Annotated in this window: 16 protein-coding genes; 1 reads left to right on the top strand and 15 read right to left on the bottom strand. The window is 55.1% G+C overall.

What is annotated here, in order from left to right; all coding sequences use genetic code 11:
* Positions 1-44: 44 nt before the first annotated feature.
* The 14 genes from IRJ17_RS19815 to IRJ17_RS19880 all read right to left on the bottom strand — a co-directional run bounded on the left by IRJ17_RS19815 (position 45) and on the right by IRJ17_RS19880 (position 15,176).
* Entirely contained in the window at positions 45-1,115 is a 1,071-nt protein-coding gene (locus IRJ17_RS19815; RefSeq protein WP_242771689.1) for a M42 family metallopeptidase, read from the bottom strand.
* Between the two features lies 1 nt (position 1,116).
* Positions 1,117-1,758 carry an FMN-binding negative transcriptional regulator gene (locus tag IRJ17_RS19820; RefSeq protein WP_242771692.1) on the bottom strand — a complete coding sequence of 214 codons (642 nt, stop codon included), beginning with the start codon at positions 1,756-1,758 and terminating at the stop codon, positions 1,117-1,119.
* 18 nt (positions 1,759-1,776) lie between these two features.
* On the bottom strand, positions 1,777-2,730 hold the full coding sequence (locus IRJ17_RS19825; RefSeq protein ID WP_173598817.1) for an alpha/beta hydrolase: 954 nt from the start codon (positions 2,728-2,730) through the stop codon (positions 1,777-1,779).
* A complete protein-coding gene (locus tag IRJ17_RS19830) occupies positions 2,727-4,049 on the bottom strand; it encodes a serine hydrolase domain-containing protein (protein WP_242771694.1) in 1,323 nt (440 codons plus the stop codon). Before IRJ17_RS19830 ends, IRJ17_RS19825 begins: the two co-directional genes overlap by 4 nt.
* Positions 4,050-4,054: 5 nt before the next feature.
* Entirely contained in the window at positions 4,055-5,032 is a 978-nt protein-coding gene (locus IRJ17_RS19835; protein ID WP_217021786.1) for an ABC transporter ATP-binding protein, read from the bottom strand.
* A gap of 8 nt (positions 5,033-5,040) precedes the next feature.
* Positions 5,041-6,057, bottom strand: a complete 1,017-nt coding sequence (locus IRJ17_RS19840; protein WP_217021785.1) for an ABC transporter ATP-binding protein — start codon at positions 6,055-6,057, stop codon at positions 5,041-5,043.
* Between the two features lie 13 nt (positions 6,058-6,070).
* Entirely contained in the window at positions 6,071-7,099 is a 1,029-nt protein-coding gene (gene opp3C / locus IRJ17_RS19845; protein WP_242771696.1) for an oligopeptide ABC transporter permease, read from the bottom strand.
* Positions 7,096-8,028, bottom strand: a complete 933-nt coding sequence (locus IRJ17_RS19850) for an ABC transporter permease (protein WP_173598813.1) — start codon at positions 8,026-8,028, stop codon at positions 7,096-7,098. The genes opp3C and IRJ17_RS19850 overlap by 4 nt, the downstream gene beginning before the upstream one ends.
* Before the next feature lie 37 nt (positions 8,029-8,065).
* Entirely contained in the window at positions 8,066-9,730 is a 1,665-nt protein-coding gene (locus IRJ17_RS19855) for a peptide ABC transporter substrate-binding protein (protein ID WP_173598812.1), read from the bottom strand.
* Positions 9,731-9,760: 30 nt separating this feature from the next.
* The gene (locus IRJ17_RS19860; protein ID WP_242771698.1) at positions 9,761-10,699 is read right to left on the bottom strand and encodes a dipeptidase; all 939 of its coding nucleotides are present in this window, start codon (positions 10,697-10,699) and stop codon (positions 9,761-9,763) included.
* Positions 10,700-10,715: 16 nt separating this feature from the next.
* Complete coding sequence (locus tag IRJ17_RS19865; RefSeq protein ID WP_242771700.1) at positions 10,716-11,678, bottom strand: ornithine cyclodeaminase family protein; 963 nt, start codon at positions 11,676-11,678, stop codon at positions 10,716-10,718.
* A 10-nt stretch (positions 11,679-11,688) separates the two neighbouring features.
* Positions 11,689-12,795 carry an alanine racemase gene (locus IRJ17_RS19870; RefSeq protein ID WP_242771702.1) on the bottom strand — a complete coding sequence of 369 codons (1,107 nt, stop codon included), beginning with the start codon at positions 12,793-12,795 and terminating at the stop codon, positions 11,689-11,691.
* Entirely contained in the window at positions 12,792-13,460 is a 669-nt protein-coding gene (locus tag IRJ17_RS19875; RefSeq protein WP_122963509.1) for a helix-turn-helix transcriptional regulator, read from the bottom strand. The genes IRJ17_RS19870 and IRJ17_RS19875 overlap by 4 nt, the downstream gene beginning before the upstream one ends.
* A gap of 345 nt (positions 13,461-13,805) precedes the next feature.
* Positions 13,806-15,176 (bottom strand): D-serine ammonia-lyase, encoded by a 1,371-nt coding sequence (locus IRJ17_RS19880; protein ID WP_242771704.1) that lies wholly within the window; start codon positions 15,174-15,176, stop codon positions 13,806-13,808.
* 312 nt (positions 15,177-15,488) lie between these two features.
* Between IRJ17_RS19880 and IRJ17_RS19885 the strand changes: the two genes are divergently transcribed.
* Positions 15,489-17,633 carry an ABC transporter substrate-binding protein gene (locus IRJ17_RS19885; RefSeq protein WP_242771708.1) on the top strand — a complete coding sequence of 715 codons (2,145 nt, stop codon included), beginning with the start codon at positions 15,489-15,491 and terminating at the stop codon, positions 17,631-17,633.
* A gap of 78 nt (positions 17,634-17,711) precedes the next feature.
* On the opposite strand, the gene IRJ17_RS19890 is transcribed toward IRJ17_RS19885, so the two are convergent.
* On the bottom strand, positions 17,712-18,110 hold the full coding sequence (locus IRJ17_RS19890) for an NUDIX hydrolase (protein WP_173598805.1): 399 nt from the start codon (positions 18,108-18,110) through the stop codon (positions 17,712-17,714).
* Positions 18,111-18,223: the final 113 nt, after the last annotated feature.

The raw sequence follows: 18,223 nt of genomic DNA on the forward strand, positions 1-18,223 counted from the left end.
AGCTTCCTGTTACATCAGTCGACCTCTGCCTCTTTTTCCCAACTCTACCACTTCTGCCGAAAGCTTTCAATGAAAGCGACGAGGAGCTGAACCGCGTTTTCCAGATCGTCCAGATGCACGAGTCCAGTCGCAGAGTGAATGTAACGGGACGGGACCGAGATGCATCCGGCTACCGTTCCTTTGCCAGCGAGGCTGATCGAGTACGTGTCTGTCACGCAGTTCAAATACACGCCACGCTGGTACGGGATGTGATTTTCTTCTGCCGTTTGCACCAGCTTTCTCGTCAGCTTTTTCGGGACGCTGCTTCCCGCCCAGTTGTCGGTGACCCACTCGTAAAACAGGATGACCGGGCCGCCGCCAAGCGTCAGCGGAATCATTTTCTCTTCGATCTTCGGCGTTCCGCCAGTGAGCGCGACATCGAGCGCCAGCGCAACGTCCGGCTGAACGGCAAAAGCGGCAGGGCCTGCGCCGCGCATCCCGACTTCTTCCTGAACCGAGCCGACCGCATAGACCGATGCGGTGAGCTGTTTGCCCGCGAGCCGCTTCATGACTTCGAGCATGACGGCGCAGCCGGAGCGGTCATCGACTGCTTTTCCGGTAAACACTTTGCCGCCGTTCAAAAATTGCCCCTCCCGCGAAAAGGTGACGAAATCGCCGACCGTGACGCCAAGCGCTTCTGTTTCCTCTCGGCTCGCCGTCCCTACGTCCACATACAGCTCGCTAAGCGGAATCGCCAGCTTCGCCTCTTCCGCCGTCACGATATGGGACGGCTTCGCTCCTGTGACTCCCTTGACGACGCCTTTGTCCGTATGAATGTCCAGCACCTGGTTGATCACCATGCGGCTATCGTGACCGCCGACCGGGTGAAACCAGACAAATCCTTTTTCGTCAATGTAGCTGACGATAAAGCCGATCTCGTCCATATGCGCGCACAACATGATTTTCAGGTCGGGATCGCTCCCTTTTTTAATGAAAAACTGGTTGCCTAGCGCATCGCTTTGGTGCTCGTCCACCACATCCAGCAAATTTTCCCGCAAGTAAGCGGCAACCCGCTCCTCATCCCCCGCCACACCGGGGATCGCGTCCAGTTCGGTCAGCCATTTTTGCAAACTCATGTCATTGCTCCTCTCCTGATTCTGCTTTGGGCAACTGGCGCTGCATCATGTTCCCTAGCTCTGCCACCACCGTGTCCGGGCTTTGTGCCAGCGCGTCCGCCACCCGTTGGCGAATCGGCAGCGGCTTGTCCTGGCTCAGCTTGAACGCCCCTTCGATTTTCGTTACCTGGATCTCGAAAGCAACCAGCTCTTGTTTCAGCTTTTCTGTATAATCTTGTGGAATGGCGTCAAAATGCTTTTCATAAGCAGGCTCGAACGTGCGGATCGTCTGCAACAGCGTCTGCGCGACGTCTTCTGCCTGCGAATAAATGACAGGCTTGCCGTAGACGTGCACAGCCGCGTAGTTCCAAGTCGGCACACCGTAGCGGCTTTCATAATATTGCGGCGAAATATACGCATGCGGCCCTTGGAACATGACCAGCACGTCCTGCTCCGCAAACGTTCGCCATTGCGGATTCGCCAAAGCCATGTGGCTGACCAGCGTGATCTTCGCCTGCTCGTGCTCATGCTCCACCAAAAAAGGCAAATGGGTCGCCAGCGGAATCGTCCCGTCGAAGCTGACGATGGTAGCAAAATGGTACTTTTTCATAAAGGCTACTAGCGTCTCTATATCGTTTTCGCGATAAAATGGGGGAATAAACATCGTCGACCTCCTTGTCTGTCAGGTGTAAAACACGCGTTTCAGCTCGGCAGCCGTTTCGGCCAACGCTTCTTTGCTCGCGTCTACCTCGCCGGAAAAGTTGAAAAAGCTGTGCACCATGCCAAGGTAGCGCTTTGCTTTTGCCGCGACACCGAACGAAGCCAGCCGCTCGGCATACAGCTCTCCTTCGTCGCGCAAAGGATCGAACTCGGCCGTGACGATTACAGCTTGCGGCAAGCCGCTTAAATCGGCAGCAAGCAAGGGAGAGGCGAGCGGGTCGTTGATCTGTTCCTCATCCTGCAAGTAATGAGCGCGGAACCAGAGCATCTCGTCGTAAGTCAAGTTGTATTGATTCCCGCATTCCCGACAAGACGCCGTATCGAGGGCAAACGAGACAACCGGATAGATCAGCAGCTGGCAGCACAAGCCAAACTCGCCGCGATCGCGCGCCAGCAAGGAGACGACAGCCGCCAAGTTGCCGCCTGCGCTCTCTCCGCCAACAGCGATTCGCTTGCTGTCTCCGTTGAAGGAAGCCGCATGCTCAACTACCCACTTGGTCGCCGCATACGCATCCGAGACGGCTGTCGGGAACTTGTGCTCAGGCGCGAGGCGATAGTCGACAGAGACGACGATGCAGCTCGCCGCTTGTGCATAATAGCGACAAATGCGATCGGTTATCTCGATATTCCCGAGCACGAAGCCGCCCCCGTGAAAAAAGACGAACACAGGCAGAAGCTCCGGCAACCCTTCCCCGCCTGGGGTGTACAAACGAATCGGCAGCTCTGCTCCCCCTTGTTCTGCCACCGCAATCACCCGATCCTCTACCGCTGCTACAGACGTCTCAAGCTCCGAGAGATTGGCCCGCGCTCGTGAAAAAGCGAGACGCGCTTCTGCGGGCGTCATAGATTCGGTATCTGGCAGTCCAAGCAAGCTTTGTTTGCGAAATACTTCCTTTACTTGCGGATGTACACTCATGCCTTCCTCCCCTTCTCTTGACGAGTCCACATGCGAAATCCGAAAAAGGCCGCCCACGCCTGCTCGTCGTCATTGGCAAAAAACCGGATCGGGTACTCGTCCTTTTCCATGACAAGTGTCTGACTGTCGCTGGCGCGCAAATCGTAGCGCTCGCCGCCAAAAACGAGAGTCGGCTTGTCTTGGGCAAGCTCAATCTGCAAGCTGCCCCCCTCTCTGGACTGATACGTGCCTGCGAGCTTTTCCAGTTGTTCCTTTGTCGCCGTATAGTGCGGCTCCTGGCTTGCTTTTTGCGTGAGCGGCAAGCCGAGCGCCTGGTTGACCGCCGCCAGCCAAATGTCTCCTGCTGGCATATCCGTCGCGTTGATCAGGACAGCTGCGACAAGCCCCTGTTCCGGGACGAAACCGAAGCAAGACGATACCCCTTGCTGACTTCCGCCGTGGCTGACGAGCGTCACGCCCGAATAATCGGGAACGATCTCCAGCGCCAGTCCGTAAAATTGCTTGCGGCCAACCTGATGAACAGGCTGCCACATTTTGCGCAGCAGCTCTTCGCTTGCGACCGGATTTTCGCCGCCTACAAAAGCCGCGCCGTAGCGCAACAGATCGTTGACCGTAGAGCGCAAGCCGCCGCCCACCTCGTAATTTCCCAGACTCGGCCACGGCACCGCTTCCAGCTTGCCTGTCTCGTTGTTTTTCATATACGGTACAGAGACGTCAGCCATTTTCGCAATTTCTTCCAGACTGTACGTGGAGCGGTGCATGCCAAGCGGAGCGAGGATCGTTTCCGTGACGAATCTGCGGTAGAGACGGTTCGTCAGCCGTTCGATGATCGCGCCTTGCAGCAAAAAGGCATCGCTCGAGTAGCTGAAATACTCGCCCGGTTTGCCCAACAGCTCGTACTCCTGCCCCGCGATGTACGTGAGGTGGTCTTCCAGCCTGTTGATTTCCGGTTTGCGGGGAAGAGGCGGCAAGCCGCTCGTGTGCGACATCAAATGATGGACTTTTACCATGCCGGGGTCATCCATGCCGCACAGCTTGAACTCGGGAAGATGCGCGCATACCGGATCATCCAGGGATAAGCGCCCTGCTTCCACCAGCGAAAGCAGCGCCAGCACCGTCAGCGACTTCGTGACGGAGCCGCACCCGAACAGCGTGTCGGGGCCAATCGGCCGCTTCGTTTGCAAATCGGCATAGCCAAAGCCGCGCTCGTATACAACCGTTCCGTTTTTCGCAACAGCGATGGCGATGCCCGGAATTTGCTCTTCGTCCATCCGCTTGGTGACGTATGCTTCGAACTCAGGCCAGTTTTCCACTGCCATCTGTGTCACTCCCCCTTCTCCCCATACAAATGGCATTTGACATAACGCTGCGGAAGCACTTCCGCAAAGCTCGGTATTTCCTTGGCGCAAATGTCGAACGCTTTCGGACAGCGCGTGTGAAAGCGACAACCGCTTGGCGGATTCAGCGGATTGGGAATCTCGCCTTGCAAAACGATTCGTTCTCTGGACTGCTCCTGAACCGGGTCAGGCAAGGGAATGGCGGACAGCAGCGCTTCCGTGTACGGATGCAGCGGTCGCGCATACAGCTCATCGCTTGCGGCAAGCTCGACCAGTTGCCCGAGGTACATGACGGCGATCCGGTCGCTAATATGCTTCACCATGGACAAGTCGTGGGCGATAAACAAATAGGTCAGCTGTTTTTGCCGCTGCAAATCCATCAGCAGGTTGACGATTTGCGCCTGAATCGACACATCGAGGGCGGCAATCGGCTCATCCGCCACGATAAAGGAAGGCTCGACTGCCAACGCCCGGGCAATCCCGATCCGCTGACGCTGCCCGCCGCTAAATTCGTGCGGGTAACGATTCGCCTGTCTGGAACTGAGTCCGACAAGCTCCAGAAGCGCGCTGACCTGCTCTTTCCGCTCTTTTTTCGCAAGATTCGGACGATGGATCATCAGCCCTTCGGAAATGATCTCGGTGACAGTCATTCGCGGATTCAACGACGAGTACGGGTCTTGAAAAATCATTTGCATCTGGCTGGTGTACGCCTTGTGCCCCTTGCGCTCGGTCATGTCGCTTACACGCTCGCCCGCAAAGCGAATTTCGCCGCCAGTCGGCTTGTACAGCTGCAACAGCGTCCGGCCCACCGTCGATTTGCCACACCCGGACTCTCCAACCAGTCCCAACGTCTCTCCTTGCCAAATGTGAAAGCTGACATCATCGACTGCGCGCAGCGTCTGATTCGGCCCGAGCTGGAAATGCTTGCTGAGATGGTTCACTTCAAGTAGTACGCGGTTGTTCATGGCCTCATTCACCCTCCTGCGACTCCTGCCAGCCGCTCTTGCTGCTGCGCCCGCTGATCGAGCAGCCAGCACTTGGCTGTATGCCCGCTCGACACTTCTGTGAGTGGCGGCGAAAAATGTTTGCACACCTTCATCACGTGCGCACATCTCGGGGCGAACGGGCAGCCTTGTTGCTGGCGGGCGAGATCAGGCGGCGTACCCGGAATCGGGATGAGCGGCTCGGTGCCAGCGGCATCCAGACGAGGCATCGAGCGCAGCAATCCCCACGTGTACGGATGTTTGGGACGGTAAAAAATTTCCGCAATCAGCCCTGTCTCCACTACCTCTCCGGCATACATCACAGCCACTTTTTGCGCCATGTTGGCGACAACGCCCAAGTCATGCGTGATCAAAATGATGCCCGTCCCCGTCCGTTGCTGAAGCGACTTCATCAGCTCCAAAATTTGCGCCTGCACCGTCACGTCGAGCGCAGTCGTCGGCTCGTCGGCGATCAGGACTTTCGGGTCGCAGGCAAGCGCCATCGCAATCCCGACACGCTGGCGCATTCCCCCGGAAAAATGGTGCGGGTACGCCCTGATCCGCTCCTGCGCGTTCGGAATGCCGACCAGTTGCAGCATGTTGACCGCTTTTTCATAGGCGGCGGCTTTGTCGAGCCGCTGGTGCTTGCTGATCCCTTCTACCAGTTGCTGGCCGATCGTCATCGTCGGATTCAGCGACGTCATCGGGTCCTGGAACACCATGGAGATTTCCGCTCCCCGAAGCGACTGAAGCTCTCGCGGAGGCAACGCCAGCACGTTTTGCCCTGCATAGGTGATCTGCCCGGCGGGGATGCTCGTGCTCTGCTTCGGCAAAAGCCGCATGATCGCTTTGGCCGTGACCGATTTGCCAGAGCCGGATTCACCCACGATGGCGAGCGTCTCCTGCTTTTGCAAGCAAAAGCTGACCCCTCTTACCGCATGCACCTCGCCTCGCTGGGAATGAAACGCAACATGCAAGCCGTCTACTGTCAGGATCGGTTGATTCATCGACATCCCCTCCTTATTTCGTCATTTTCGGATCGAGCGCATCGCGCAGCCCGTCCGCAAGCAGGTTGAAGCTGATCATGATCAAACTGATCATCACGGCGGGAATCACCAGCTTGTAAGGGAACAGCCGCATCCCTTTGTAGCCGTCGTTGATCAGAACCCCAAGCGAGGCGAGCGGCGCCTGTAGACCAAGCCCGATAAAGCTCAGAAACGCTTCAAAAAATATCGCGGTCGGCAGTGTGAACATCAAAGTGACGATGATCGGCCCCAGCGCGTTCGGGATCAAATGCTTGAACATGATCCGGCTGTTGGAAACCCCGAGCGACCGCGCAGCCAGCACAAATTCCTGACCTTTTAGCTGCAAAATTTGTCCGCGGACAATCCGCGCCATCCCGACCCAGCCTGTAATCGCCATCGCCAAAATGATCGACGTGATTCCCGGCTCCAAGATGAGAATGAACAAGATAATGACGATCAGATTGGGGATGCCGACGAGCACTTCAATGATGCGCTGCATGACGTTGTCGATTTTTCCGCCGTAATAAGCCGAGATCCCGCCATAAAGGACGCCGATGAACAAGTCCAGCAAGGCAGCTACGAGGGCAATCAACAGCGAAATTTGCGTGCCCTTCCACACCCGCATCCACATATCCCGGCCAAATTCGTCCGTGCCGAACCAGTGCGCCTCCGTTATATTCCGTTTCGCGTACAGATCGGCTCCGTTGCTGTCCAGCCCGTCAAACCCGAGCCACCCCAGCCCGCTTATTTTCGGCGGCAGGTTGGAATGGGCCACATTTTGCCCGTCATAAGTGTATGGGGTCAGCAGCGGCCCGACAAAAGCCAGCACCGTAATGACCATGATCAACACGAAGGCAGGGACGACTCCGCGATTTTTTCCCAGCCGTTTGAGCGCAGCCTTCCAGGGCGAATCCGCAGCTGAAGCCGCAACCTCCATCGCTGCTTCTGCTGCAAATGGCTCGTGCACAAACAAATCGTCTGTTATTTCATGCGGGGACGTCCCGGTTGCCGGCAAAGTCCTCATGTGCTTTCCCCCCATTTTTCACGAATGCGCGGGTCCAAAATCCCGTAGATCATATCGACCAAAAGCACGACCAGAATGAACAACGTGCTGTAAAAGAGCGTAATGCCCATGATCACACTGTAGTCGTTCACCATGATGGATAAAATGAACTGCTCCCCCAGCCCTGGCACCGAAAAAATTTTCTCAATCACCAATGTTCCGGTCATGATCGACACCGCCATTGGCCCAAGCATGGTCACGACCGGGATCAGCGAATTGCGCACGACGTGCTTCCACACCACGGCAAACTCCGAAATCCCTTTGGCCCGCGCGCTCAAAATATAGTCCTGCGTGAGCACCTCCAGCATTTCCGTGCGGATGAACCTGGCGACTGCCGCTATCACCGTCACGGATAGCGCCAAGGAAGGCAGGATGGAATAAGAGTAATCCTCCCAAAGTCCGGGCGGCAGCCAGCCGAGCTTGACGCCCACGTAATATTGCAACAGCGCCGCGAATACGAACGAAGGGATCGACATGCCCAGGACAGCCATCGTGACGGCTCCCAGGTCAAACAGGCTGTTCTGACGCAGCGCCGAGAGAATCCCCAGCCCCAGTCCGACAATCGAGCCGATCAGCATGGCTTGAAAGCCGATCAAAACAGACGGACCGATCCGCTTGAAAATGATGTCCGTGACCAGGCGCCCCTTGAATTGAAAGGAGACGCCCCAATCACCTTGAACCAAATTCCCCAGGTAGCGGGCGTATTGAACGGGCAGCGGCTGATCCAGTCCGTATTTTTGATTCAACGAAGCCAATTGCTGCTCGGACAGCTTGTCCGGGTTGCTGTACGGGGTGCCTGGAAGCAATTTCATCAGGAAAAAGGTCACGGTCGCAATGATGAACAAAGTCGTCAGCATGACTCCCAGTCGTTTCAAAAAATACAGTCTCATTCGCATGCCTCCCATTTCCGCGCCTGGCTTTTCAAACTTACTCCATATGCGTCCATTTGTACGTAAACTCCGGACCGCTCGGATGCCAGATCAGCCCTTTGATTTTTTGGCTCTGCAAAATGACTTCCCCGTATTGATACAGCGGGACGACCGCCGCATCTTTTTCGATGATGATTTTTTCTAGCTGCAGCAAGATGTCGTACCGTTTCCGCGGGTCCAGCTCCTTGTTGGCCTGTGCCACCAGCTGGTCAAACTGCGGGTTGGAATACTTCATCCGGTTCGCCGGTCCGCCCGTCACCCACATGTCCAAATACGTCATCGGGTCGATGTAATCCGGCCCCCATGTGGACAAAGCGATCTCATACTCAAACGCTTTTTCCTGTTTGATCCGCTGCTGGAACGGAACGGTTTTCAGCTTGAGCTTGAAGCCGGGCAAATTCGTTTCCAGCTGCGCTTTCAAATACTCGGAAGTTTGTCGCATGTATTCCTGATCCGCCACAATCATGGACGTCGCAAGGCCGCTTTGTCCGATTTCAGCCAAGCCTTTTTGCCACAATGTTTTCGCTTCTTCGACCGTTCCTTTGTTCAGTTGCCCGTTCAGCACACGATAATCTTTCATGTCCGGCGAGAGCGAGAACGCTGCTGGCACCAAGCCGTACAGCGGGATTGAACCATCGTTTAACACGACATCTGTCAAGCTTTCCTTGTCAATCGCCATGCCGATCGCCCGGCGGATATTTTCGTTTTGGAAAGCGGCAACATCGGGATTCAGACGCATAAAAATGGTCGTCGGAGTCGCTACTTTTTGGTAGTCTTCCTTGCCTTTGTAAGCGTCGGCCAAAGAGGAGGTCAAACCTGTCACGCGGTCAAGCTTCCCCGTTTCATACAGGTTGACGGCTGCCGAAGGTTCCTTTACGATATAGACATTGATCTCGTCCAACTGGACGTTCGCGGCGTCCCAGTAGGATTCGTTTTTCTTGTATTGCCAGCTTTGCTCGTGCTTCCAGTCGTTCAGAACAAAAGGTCCGTTCGCCAGCACCTGGTCGTACTCCAGGCCATACTTGTCGCCTGCTTTTTCCACGAATTTCTCGTTTTGCGGCAAAAACGGGGCAAGTGGCAGAAGCGGCAGGAACAGTGGATTCGCTCTGTCCAGCTTCACTTCCAGCGTCTTCGCATCAATCGCCTTGATGCCCAAATCGTCCGGCTTCTTCTCGCCTTGCAAAATCTTGTCGGCATTGGCAATCCCGGCCATTTCGAAAAATACGCCGAATGGCCCCACTTCCCGCAACACCCGCTTCCAGCCGTATTCAAAATCTTGGGCCGTTACCGGATCGCCGTTCGCCCATTTCGCATCCCGCAACAAAAACGTATGCGTCAAAGCGTCCTCGCTCGTTTTATGCTCCTGCGCAATCGCGAGGATCGGTTGGTGCTTGTCGTCGAAGCGGAACAACCCTTCGTTGATGTTGTTGAGCACCGTAGAGCTGACCGCATCGGAAATCTGGGCCACATCGAGCGTGGCGATCTCCGCGCCTTCGGACACATTCAGCACTTGCTTGACGGCACTCGCTTCGCCCTGCTTTCCTTCACTGGCAGGAGAAGTGTCATTTTTCCCAGCCGACCCGAAGTTGCATCCTGCGAGCGCCACACCGCTTACGAGAACGGCTGTCACGAAACAAAGGAACCGCTTGCTTGCTACCCTCATGATTCTTTTCCCCCTTATGCTCCTGTCTGTTTACCGTTTTTGTGGCCTGTTGCGCATAAAATTTTCCGAGGCAAACCCGCGCACTTGCTCGTCTGTATAGTACCGCGAAAGCTCGTGCAGCAAATTTTGCATCATGCCTGCATGGGAAAGTTCTTCGATGCGTTCGGGAATCGAGATGCCGTCGAAGTCGGAGCCGATTCCGATGTACCGCTCACCGCCCAACCCGCAAAAATGTTCGATATGGCGGATCAAATCCGGGATCGCAGCCTTTCGTCCCTCCTTGACGAAGGCCGGAGAAAAAAACACGTGGACCAGACCCCCTTTGGCGAACAGCGCCCGCGCCTGTTCATCAGACAAATTCCGCGGATGGTCGAGGATCGCCCTTGCATTGGAGTGGCTTGCGATAGGATGGGCCGCCAGCTCGATCACGTCCCAGAAAGCCTGTTCATGCAAATGCGAGACATCTGTAAAAAGCCGATTTTCATTCAGAAAATTCACTACTTTTACGCCGAACGAAGTCAATCCCGTAGCCGTTTTGTCCAACGCTCCGCCCGCAGCGAGATTCCCATGATTCCAGGTCAATCCGACAGAGCGCACCCCCAACTGATACAGTGTCGTCAACATGGACAAGTCTTCTCCGATCGCATCCACTCCTTCCAGCGAGAGCAGCGCTCCGATTTCTCCGTCTCGCAGCCGATCGATGTCGTCCCATTCCTTGATTTGCTTCATCTCGGGATTTTTCCCCAAGACTTCCTCATGGAAATAATCCATTTGCGCAAGCACAGACGAAAGCTTTTGCTCCACAGACAAGTCCGGCGGCGGAAACAGCGCGAAAACTTGAACTTTTACTCCGCCTTGCTGCAAACGCGCTTTGTTCGACTCCAACTGTGGCGCACTGGCGAAAGCAAGCTCGCCTTTTGACAGCCACATTTTCAACAACGTGTCGCAATGCAGATCAACTACGTGCATAACAGGCTGTCCCCCCTTACAAGTCTACATACATGCCCTTGCCCGTCTCCTTCGCCTTGCGATACACAAACGCGGCAACGCTCAAATCTTGAACGGCGATCCCCGTCGAGTCGAACAAGGTAATCTCGCTCGCCGATTGGCGTCCCGGCTTTTCCTTGCTCGTAATTTGTCCCAGCTCTGCAAACAAACCGTCGCGGGAAGGCTGTCCTTGCAATTCTCCCAGGTGCGAAGCTTGCTCCCACCAATCGCAGACGAGCTTGTCCGGCAGCCGATCCAGCTCGATCTCCCTTTTCCCGCTCGTATCGCTTCCCATCGCATTCACATGAGTTCCCGCCTGCAGCCACGACGACTTGAGCACGGGCGAAAAGGCAGGTGTCGTCGTGACGACAATATCGGCTTGCTCGACCGCCTCCTGCGCCGAAGCCGCTTGTCTGGCGCCGAGTCCCATCCGCGTGATTTCCTCGGTCAGTCTGGCTGCCGAAGCATCTGTGCGGGAGTAGACGGAAACGGTTTCAAGCGGAAACAGGTGCAGCAGCCCTTCCAGCTGCGCTCTTGCCTGGACGCCCGCGCCAATCAGTGCGACCGACTTGCTCTTTTGGCGGGCTAAATATTTGGCCGCAATCGCCCCTGCCGCCGCTGTGCGGATCGCCGTCAGCAGATTGGCGTCCAGAAGGCACGTCGGCTCGCCCGTTTGCGGACAAAGCAGCAGCATGACGGATTGATGGTTTGTTTTGCCGCTTTGCCAATTGTCGCTCCAGAAGCCGCCTGTCTTCAGGCCAATCGCTGACTCCTCGCTCAAATACGCTGATTTGATGCTGTAAATCCCGTTGTGCTCCCCGATTTTTTCGCGAACGGACGGGAAAACGGCGCTTTTGCCTTGAGCAAACTGGGAAAAGGCCAGCTCCACCGTCTCCATCGCTTCACGGAAGCTCAACATCTCCGCAAACAGTTCCTGATTGATTACGAGCACTTTTGCCATGACTACACCCCTATTGATTGCATCCTCGCGCATGGATCGGAAACACGGTTTCGACTTTTCCGTCGCGTATTCCGTAAGCCACCTGGTACAAATTGACGGTTGGACAAATGTGGTTCGGAATGATTTCGATGCGCTGGCCGATGGAAAAGGACGTTCCCGGCACCATAATCGCATGCTCATCCGACAGTTTGCGGATGTGTACATCCTGCTGCCCTCGTACCTGCCCAAAACCGCTGGTCGCAAGCAGGCCGCTCGCCCGCGAGTCGATTGTCATCGCTTTCGCCCCTGCATCAGCCACAGCACGTTCGCCATTCGGCCTGGAAATAACCGTGCCGAGAATCGTCGCGGCACAGTGCTCCGTATCTCCGAAAAAGGCGGCGTGCGTCCTGTCGTAAAACACGTAGGTGCCCGGACGTATCTCGGTGACTCCGGGAACGACGCCTGCCCCAAGCAAACCGAGCGTGCAACCGACACTGACCTCGCAAGGAAAGCCCCAGCGCGAGCGGATTCGCCTCCCGATCTCGACCATTGTCTCCTGCGCTTGGCGCGCCACTTTTTCCAGCTCGCTTCTGTCTGCCGCGTTATACACTTGTCCTTCATGAGTGAATATTCCATCTATTTTTGTTTCAGGGAATTTTCTGATAATTTTCTCGACAAGGCTCTCTACCTGATCCGGTTCCACGCCACAGCGCTGCAACCCGGTATTGACCTCGATCATGATTCCGACGGAGCGAGCCTCTCCCCCGTACTCGGAAAGCTGTTCTAGCTGAACAAGCGAATCGACCGCCAGCCTGATGCGTGCTCGCCTCGCCAGTGCTTCCAGTCTGGCAAGCTTTTTTCTCCCGACAATTTGCGTCGCCACAAAAATGTCTGTCAGTCCATAGTCGGCCATGACTTCCGCCTCGCCAAGCTTTGCCACGGTAATCCCTTGTGCTCCGCCATCGATCTGCATCTGGGCGATTTTTGCGCATTTGTGCGTCTTGATGTGGGGGCGAAGAGCAGCCCCTCCTGAATCGGCGAGCGACTGCATCTCCTGCACATTTTTCTCCAGACGGTTCAGATCGATGAGCAGAGCGGGCGTGTCCAGTTCGTCCACGCTTGATCCGATCAGCTTCATCTGCTCAACTCCTCTTGCTCCTGCTTCTGATTCCTGCGCAGCTCGTCTAGGTAGCTGTACATGGTTACCTTGGAAATTTTCAGCTCGGCAGCGACTTTTTCCAGCGCGCCCTTGATCAGAAATACCCCTTTTTTGTCCATGAACTGGACGATTTGCATTTTTTCGTTCTTGTCGATTTTCTCCACGTCTTTCTCGGCGATCATCTGGTTAATCATCTGCTCTACGATCTCCCACACATTTTGCACCACTTCCACTTCTTCGCGCTCCAGCGGCTCCTCGTCCATGCGGATGAAGTCCTCGATGAACTCGCGGGTGCTCACCAGTGGGTGAATGTCGATGTTGATGCAAAAAGCGCCGATGGCTTCCCCGTCTGCATTGCGGATCAGCGCGGTCGTCGACTTGATCGTCCGCCCATCCTCCGTCTCGGTCCGGTAATTGGCGACGACGTCATTTTGCAGCTTTTGAGACAAAAGAACTTGTGTGATCAAATGGTTGAACGATTGCCCGACAGCTCTGCCCGTGACGTGGTTGTTCGCGGTGTAGATGACAGACGACTGCGGCGAACTCAAATCGTGGAGCACAACTTCGCAGTTTTTGCCAAACGTCTGAGCCATGGCATCGGCGATCGGAATGTATCGGCGCAGTTCCTCGGCGTATTTTCCCATGCTTCACTCTCCTTTCCTCCGGGATGGTGGTGCTATTTGTTATCCCTCATTATACTTGTCCATATAATTTATTCAAGATAAAATATAATTTTTTCTATAAAATTCTGACGAATAGACTTTCTTATCAAAGCTGACCAGAGCCAGAATCATCCGTTAATGCAGCGAAGTAACAGCTTTTCCCTCCAGTTCACAAGAACGAGAGCAGAAAAAGTTATATATATAAACTTCTCTGCCCTTTCTGCGTTTCTCTATATTTTTTTCTACACCAGATAACGCATCGCCTAAAAAAAGAACGCCCTCGCTCCTCGCAGACCAACGGCGTTCTCGTGTATGAATGAAACGATGTTACGAATGGCTCTGCTCTTCGCATTCCAATCCTTTGGCATAGTACGCTTCCTGAATATGCGCAGGCACCATGCTGCCCCCTGTCGCCCAGACGATATGGGTTGCGTTTTTCATTTTGTCCGCAAGACCGTGCTGCTCGATGTACTGCTGCCCCGCTGCTTGCGCAAGCAAACGGATCGGCCCTGGCATGCCAGCCAGCGCAGACGGCTCAAGCCGCACGGATTCGCTGTCGCGCAAAGCCCGCAGCAGCCTGTACAGCTCCCCGTCCGCCACCGTGTAGACGCCGCTGAGCAACGGTTCCATGACTTTGCCGACGAAGCGCGAAGGACGTCCTACGGCGAGTCCGTCTGCGTCTGTCTTGTTGTCGATGCCAAAGTCTTGCACAGCCAGCTTGTCATGATATCCCGTCATCAAGCCGAGCAGCATGCAAGGCGAATGAGTCGGCTCCGCAAAAAAGCAGTGGACGTGATCGCCGTAAAGCAGCTTCAATCCGTAGGCAACGCCACCCGGCCCGCCGCCTACCCCGCACGGCAAGTACACGAAAAGCGGATGCTCGCTGTCCACGATCACCTGCTGCTCCTCCAGCTGCTTTTGCAACCGTCCGGCGGCGACGGCATAGCCGAGAAACAGCCGCTTGGAGTTTTCATCGTCAATAAAATAGCACTGCGGGTCGGCTTCTGCCTGCTTTCTTCCCTCTTCGACCGCTTTGCCGTAATCGGATTGATACTCGACGACTTGCACGCCTTTTGCGCGCAGCAAATCTTTTTTCCACGCTTTTGCATCCGCAGACATATGAACCGTCACCCGAAACCCGAGCTTCGCGCTGATGATCCCGATGCTCAGTCCAAGATTGCCTGTCGATCCTACGGCGATGGAGTATTGGGAAAAGAACCCGCGGTACTCTTCTGTGGCAAACACGGAGTAATCGCCGTCTGCGGGCAGCCTATCGTACTTTTTCGCCAGTTCTTCTGCGTGGGCAAGCACCTCGTAAATCCCGCCTCGCGCCTTGATGGAACCCGCGATCGGCAAATGGCTGTCGCACTTCAGCAGGAGACGACCCGGTATTGCCTGACCAAAACGCCTTGCCAGCTCGTCTTGCATGTTGGGGATCGAAGCAAGCGGCGACTCGATCAGCCCGGAAGCCGAGCTCGTTTCCGGAAAAGCCTGCTGGATAAACGGGGCAAATCGGCGCAAACGCTCCTCTGCATCTTGCACCTCTTCCGCCGTAACCGTCATTTCTGCTTCCGCCACCGGAGTCAGACGCGGATTTGTCCAAAATACTTCCGCTGTTGCCATCAGCTCGGACAACAATGGATACTCGCTTTTCCATTGCTCGATTGTTTTTCCTTCAACTCTCACACCGTTTTCCATCGCAATCGCAAACCTCCACCCTTAGGCATTTGATATTCGGGAATATTTCGTCTTTTCAACCGTTGTAAGTCATCTGTGTGATGAAGCTTGTCCTTTAGTATGATAGTGCAACAAGGAAGCGGGAAGCAACCCATTTGCCGGAAAAGAAAGCCCTCTTTTCGGACGCAAGCATTACACTGCCAGCCTTGTTCTCTTGTTTTTCTATTAAAAGAATTTACGTTTGTCCATTGAGCAACCTCCTGCGATCTCCTAAGATGAGGTTGATTGATAATCATTATCGATACATTTTTACAAGGGAGATGTCCTCGCAAAATGATACAGGTACGACCACTCATCGCCACCTTGCAAGCTGTCTTCTTCTCCGCAGCGCTCTTGCTCTCCGGGTGCGGGCAATCAGCACCTACCCCCGCCCCAACCGATGCTGCCCAGCAGACAGCGGAAGCGCCCGCCACTGCAAAAGGAGCCGCTGCAACCACGCAACCGACGGGCGACAGCCAAAAGCAAACGCGACTGTACAAAGACTTCATGAATCGCGAAGTGGAAATTCCCGCGCACGCCGAACGCGTGATCTTCATCGGCAATACGGCTGGAGATTTGCTCGCCCTGGGCGTCAAGCCTGTCGGGCTGAATATGATCGATGCGAAGCCGACCGTGTTCGGCGACGAGCTGCAAGGCGTCGAGGACGTGGGCCATCCGGGCGATCCGGAAAAAATGCTCGCGCTCAATCCCGATCTGATTATTCTCGGTGTGAACATCGAGGAAGAGCGGCTGCAAGTGTTTTCGAAAATCGCTCCGACCGTCGCTTTTGACAAATATCGGCCTGTGAAGGAGCGCTTGCTGACGTTGGGTGACATTTTGGACAGACAACCAGAAGCCAAGGCGTGGATCGCCGACTACGAAAAGCAAACAGAGCAGTTCTGGAGCAACATGCAAGCCCAAGGTCAGGTGAAGCCGAACGAAACGGCCAGCGTCTTTATTTTTTACGACGGCGGCAAAAGCCTTTACGCGCTTGGCACGCAAGGACTGTCCTCCAGCCTGTATCACGAAAAAGGCTTCAAGCCTACCGGGGCTATTCAAAAAATGCTGGACAACGGCGTGTCTTTTGAGGAGTTTTCCAAAGAACGGCTCGGCGAAGTCGCCGGGGCGGATGATTTTGTCGTTCATCCGTTTTCACCCGTTTTGCAAAAACTGCAAACGTTGTATTCCACTCGTCACCCGGACAACGATCCCGGCGGAATGCGCGAGCGCATTTTGTTTCATGAGCTGCTGGAATTGATTTTCGCTGCCAAAAGGAACGCGGATACGCGCCTGTCGCCGGAGCTTGCTGTCGAGCAAACACGCGCTTTTTTGCACACGCACTTTCAAGAGCCGATTACCGTGGAACAGCTGGCTTCTCTCGCCCACCTTCCCCGTTGGCAATACTCTCATCTGTTCAAGTCGCTGACAGGGCAAAAGCCGCTCGATTACTTGACCGATTTGCGGATCAGGCGGGCAAAGGAACTGTTGCTCTACTCGGATGATCGGCTTTACGAGATTGCGGACCAGGTCGGTTTCAAAGACCAATACTACTTTAACCGTCGCTTCCGCCAAGCCACCGGGGTGACGCCGCGGCAGTTCATCCGCATGCAGCAGGAGAGACTGAGCTACCGGGACGCAACTGGACGCAAAATCGCCCTGCCCCCTGCCCCGGAGCGGATCGTGATGATCGGCGATGCCCCGGGGGAACTGCTCGCGCTCGGCGTAAGTCCCGTCGGTATCAACAAAGCAAACAGTTCGGGCATTTTGTACCAGGAACAACTCTTTGGCGTCGCTGACATCGGTCACCCGGTCGATTGGGAAAAGATCGCGGAGTTGCAGCCCGATCTGATCCTGCTCGGTTTTTGCGAGGACGAAGAGCTGATCCGGAAGCTTTCCCGGATCACCCCGATTGTGACGTACAACAAATACGCCCCGCTGTACCAACGCTTTCGGACGATTGCCACGATCGTCGGTAGGCAACAGCTTGCAGAGGAATGGATCGCAACGCATGAGCAGAAGCTGAATGCGCTCAAACGGCACTTGCCTTTGCCGAATCGGGAAGAAACGGCGTCTTCTTTCATTTGTCAGGATGGGAAACTGTTCGTCATGGCCGGAAAAGGGCTGCTCTCTACGCTTTACGGCTCGGGCATGGTGAACGCTCAGGCCAACATCCGGAAGCTGATCGCGCAACATGTCGCCTTTGCCGAAGTCACGCCAGAGCAACTGCCCTTGTTCGCCGGCGACCGCGTCTACTTGATTCAGTCGGCCAATGACAGCCAGACCCGCCAACAGCTGGAGCGGACGGCTCAGTGGAGCAATCTGCCAGCCGTGCAAAACGGACAGGCTTACCTGATCGACGACAAATGGAACTACGACGATCCGATCACCAAGCAGTATTTGCTCGACGAACTGCCTGTGCTGCTCGGGCAAACTTCATAGTGTTTTTTGCACGGAGTGGATCAGTGTGCACATGAAAAAAGCTCGCGGCTGTTGCAACCGTGAGCTTTTTTGGGCAATTTATTCTACCTGGTAGTGTGCCTGATTGCGCATCAGTTCACGGATGTTGGGCAAATACGGCATCAACTTTTCTGCTTCGGCAATGCTTTTCCACTCGATCGCCTGAATCTCGGAATCGGTCGTTCCCAACTCGCCGCCGACAATCTCGCCCATAAACGTGACAAATGTCGCAAACTCGCGGCCAATGACCTTTTCGCTGACATGCACAATCTTGCCGACCTGCACGGACAGCCCCGTCTCTTCCATGGCCTCACGCTTCGCTGCGTCGCAGAGCAGCTCGCCATTTTCCCGCTTCCCGCCTGGCAAACTCCAATACTCCTCATTTTGCACCATAAGCACTTTATCGGTATCTTGGTCATACAGCAAGACGTAGGCCACATTTACGTGAATCAAATCCATAGCTGCTTTCCTCTCTTTTCTCGACTTGACTGGTCCCATCTTGTAGCTTGATTTCCGCTTTTGGATTGGCACATTTTACAAACTTTCGCAACGATTGTTATAATAGCACAAAT

The sequence above is a fragment of the Brevibacillus parabrevis genome (assembly GCF_022701015.1).
Taxonomy (GTDB): Bacteria; Bacillota; Bacilli; order Brevibacillales; family Brevibacillaceae; genus Brevibacillus; species Brevibacillus parabrevis.

Bases quoted from the DNA above. Each gene is read 5' to 3' on its own strand.
- IRJ17_RS19815 (WP_242771689.1), bottom strand. From the start codon at position 1,115: ATGAGTTTGCAAAAATGGCTGACCGAACTGGACGCGATCCCCGGTGTG.
- IRJ17_RS19820 (WP_242771692.1), bottom strand. From the start codon at position 1,758: ATGTTTATTCCCCCATTTTATCGCGAAAACGATATAGAGACGCTAGTA.
- IRJ17_RS19825 (WP_173598817.1), bottom strand. From the start codon at position 2,730: ATGAGTGTACATCCGCAAGTAAAGGAAGTATTTCGCAAACAAAGCTTG.
- IRJ17_RS19830 (WP_242771694.1), bottom strand. From the start codon at position 4,049: ATGGCAGTGGAAAACTGGCCTGAGTTCGAAGCATACGTCACCAAGCGG.
- IRJ17_RS19835 (WP_217021786.1), bottom strand. From the start codon at position 5,032: ATGAACAACCGCGTACTACTTGAAGTGAACCATCTCAGCAAGCATTTC.
- IRJ17_RS19840 (WP_217021785.1), bottom strand. From the start codon at position 6,057: ATGAATCAACCGATCCTGACAGTAGACGGCTTGCATGTTGCGTTTCAT.
- opp3C (WP_242771696.1), bottom strand. From the start codon at position 7,099: ATGAGGACTTTGCCGGCAACCGGGACGTCCCCGCATGAAATAACAGAC.
- IRJ17_RS19850 (WP_173598813.1), bottom strand. From the start codon at position 8,028: ATGAGACTGTATTTTTTGAAACGACTGGGAGTCATGCTGACGACTTTG.
- IRJ17_RS19855 (WP_173598812.1), bottom strand. From the start codon at position 9,730: ATGAGGGTAGCAAGCAAGCGGTTCCTTTGTTTCGTGACAGCCGTTCTC.
- IRJ17_RS19860 (WP_242771698.1), bottom strand. From the start codon at position 10,699: ATGCACGTAGTTGATCTGCATTGCGACACGTTGTTGAAAATGTGGCTG.
- IRJ17_RS19865 (WP_242771700.1), bottom strand. From the start codon at position 11,678: ATGGCAAAAGTGCTCGTAATCAATCAGGAACTGTTTGCGGAGATGTTG.
- IRJ17_RS19870 (WP_242771702.1), bottom strand. From the start codon at position 12,795: ATGAAGCTGATCGGATCAAGCGTGGACGAACTGGACACGCCCGCTCTG.
- IRJ17_RS19875 (WP_122963509.1), bottom strand. From the start codon at position 13,460: ATGGGAAAATACGCCGAGGAACTGCGCCGATACATTCCGATCGCCGAT.
- IRJ17_RS19880 (WP_242771704.1), bottom strand. From the start codon at position 15,176: ATGGAAAACGGTGTGAGAGTTGAAGGAAAAACAATCGAGCAATGGAAA.
- IRJ17_RS19885 (WP_242771708.1), top strand. From the start codon at position 15,489: ATGATACAGGTACGACCACTCATCGCCACCTTGCAAGCTGTCTTCTTC.
- IRJ17_RS19890 (WP_173598805.1), bottom strand. From the start codon at position 18,110: ATGGATTTGATTCACGTAAATGTGGCCTACGTCTTGCTGTATGACCAA.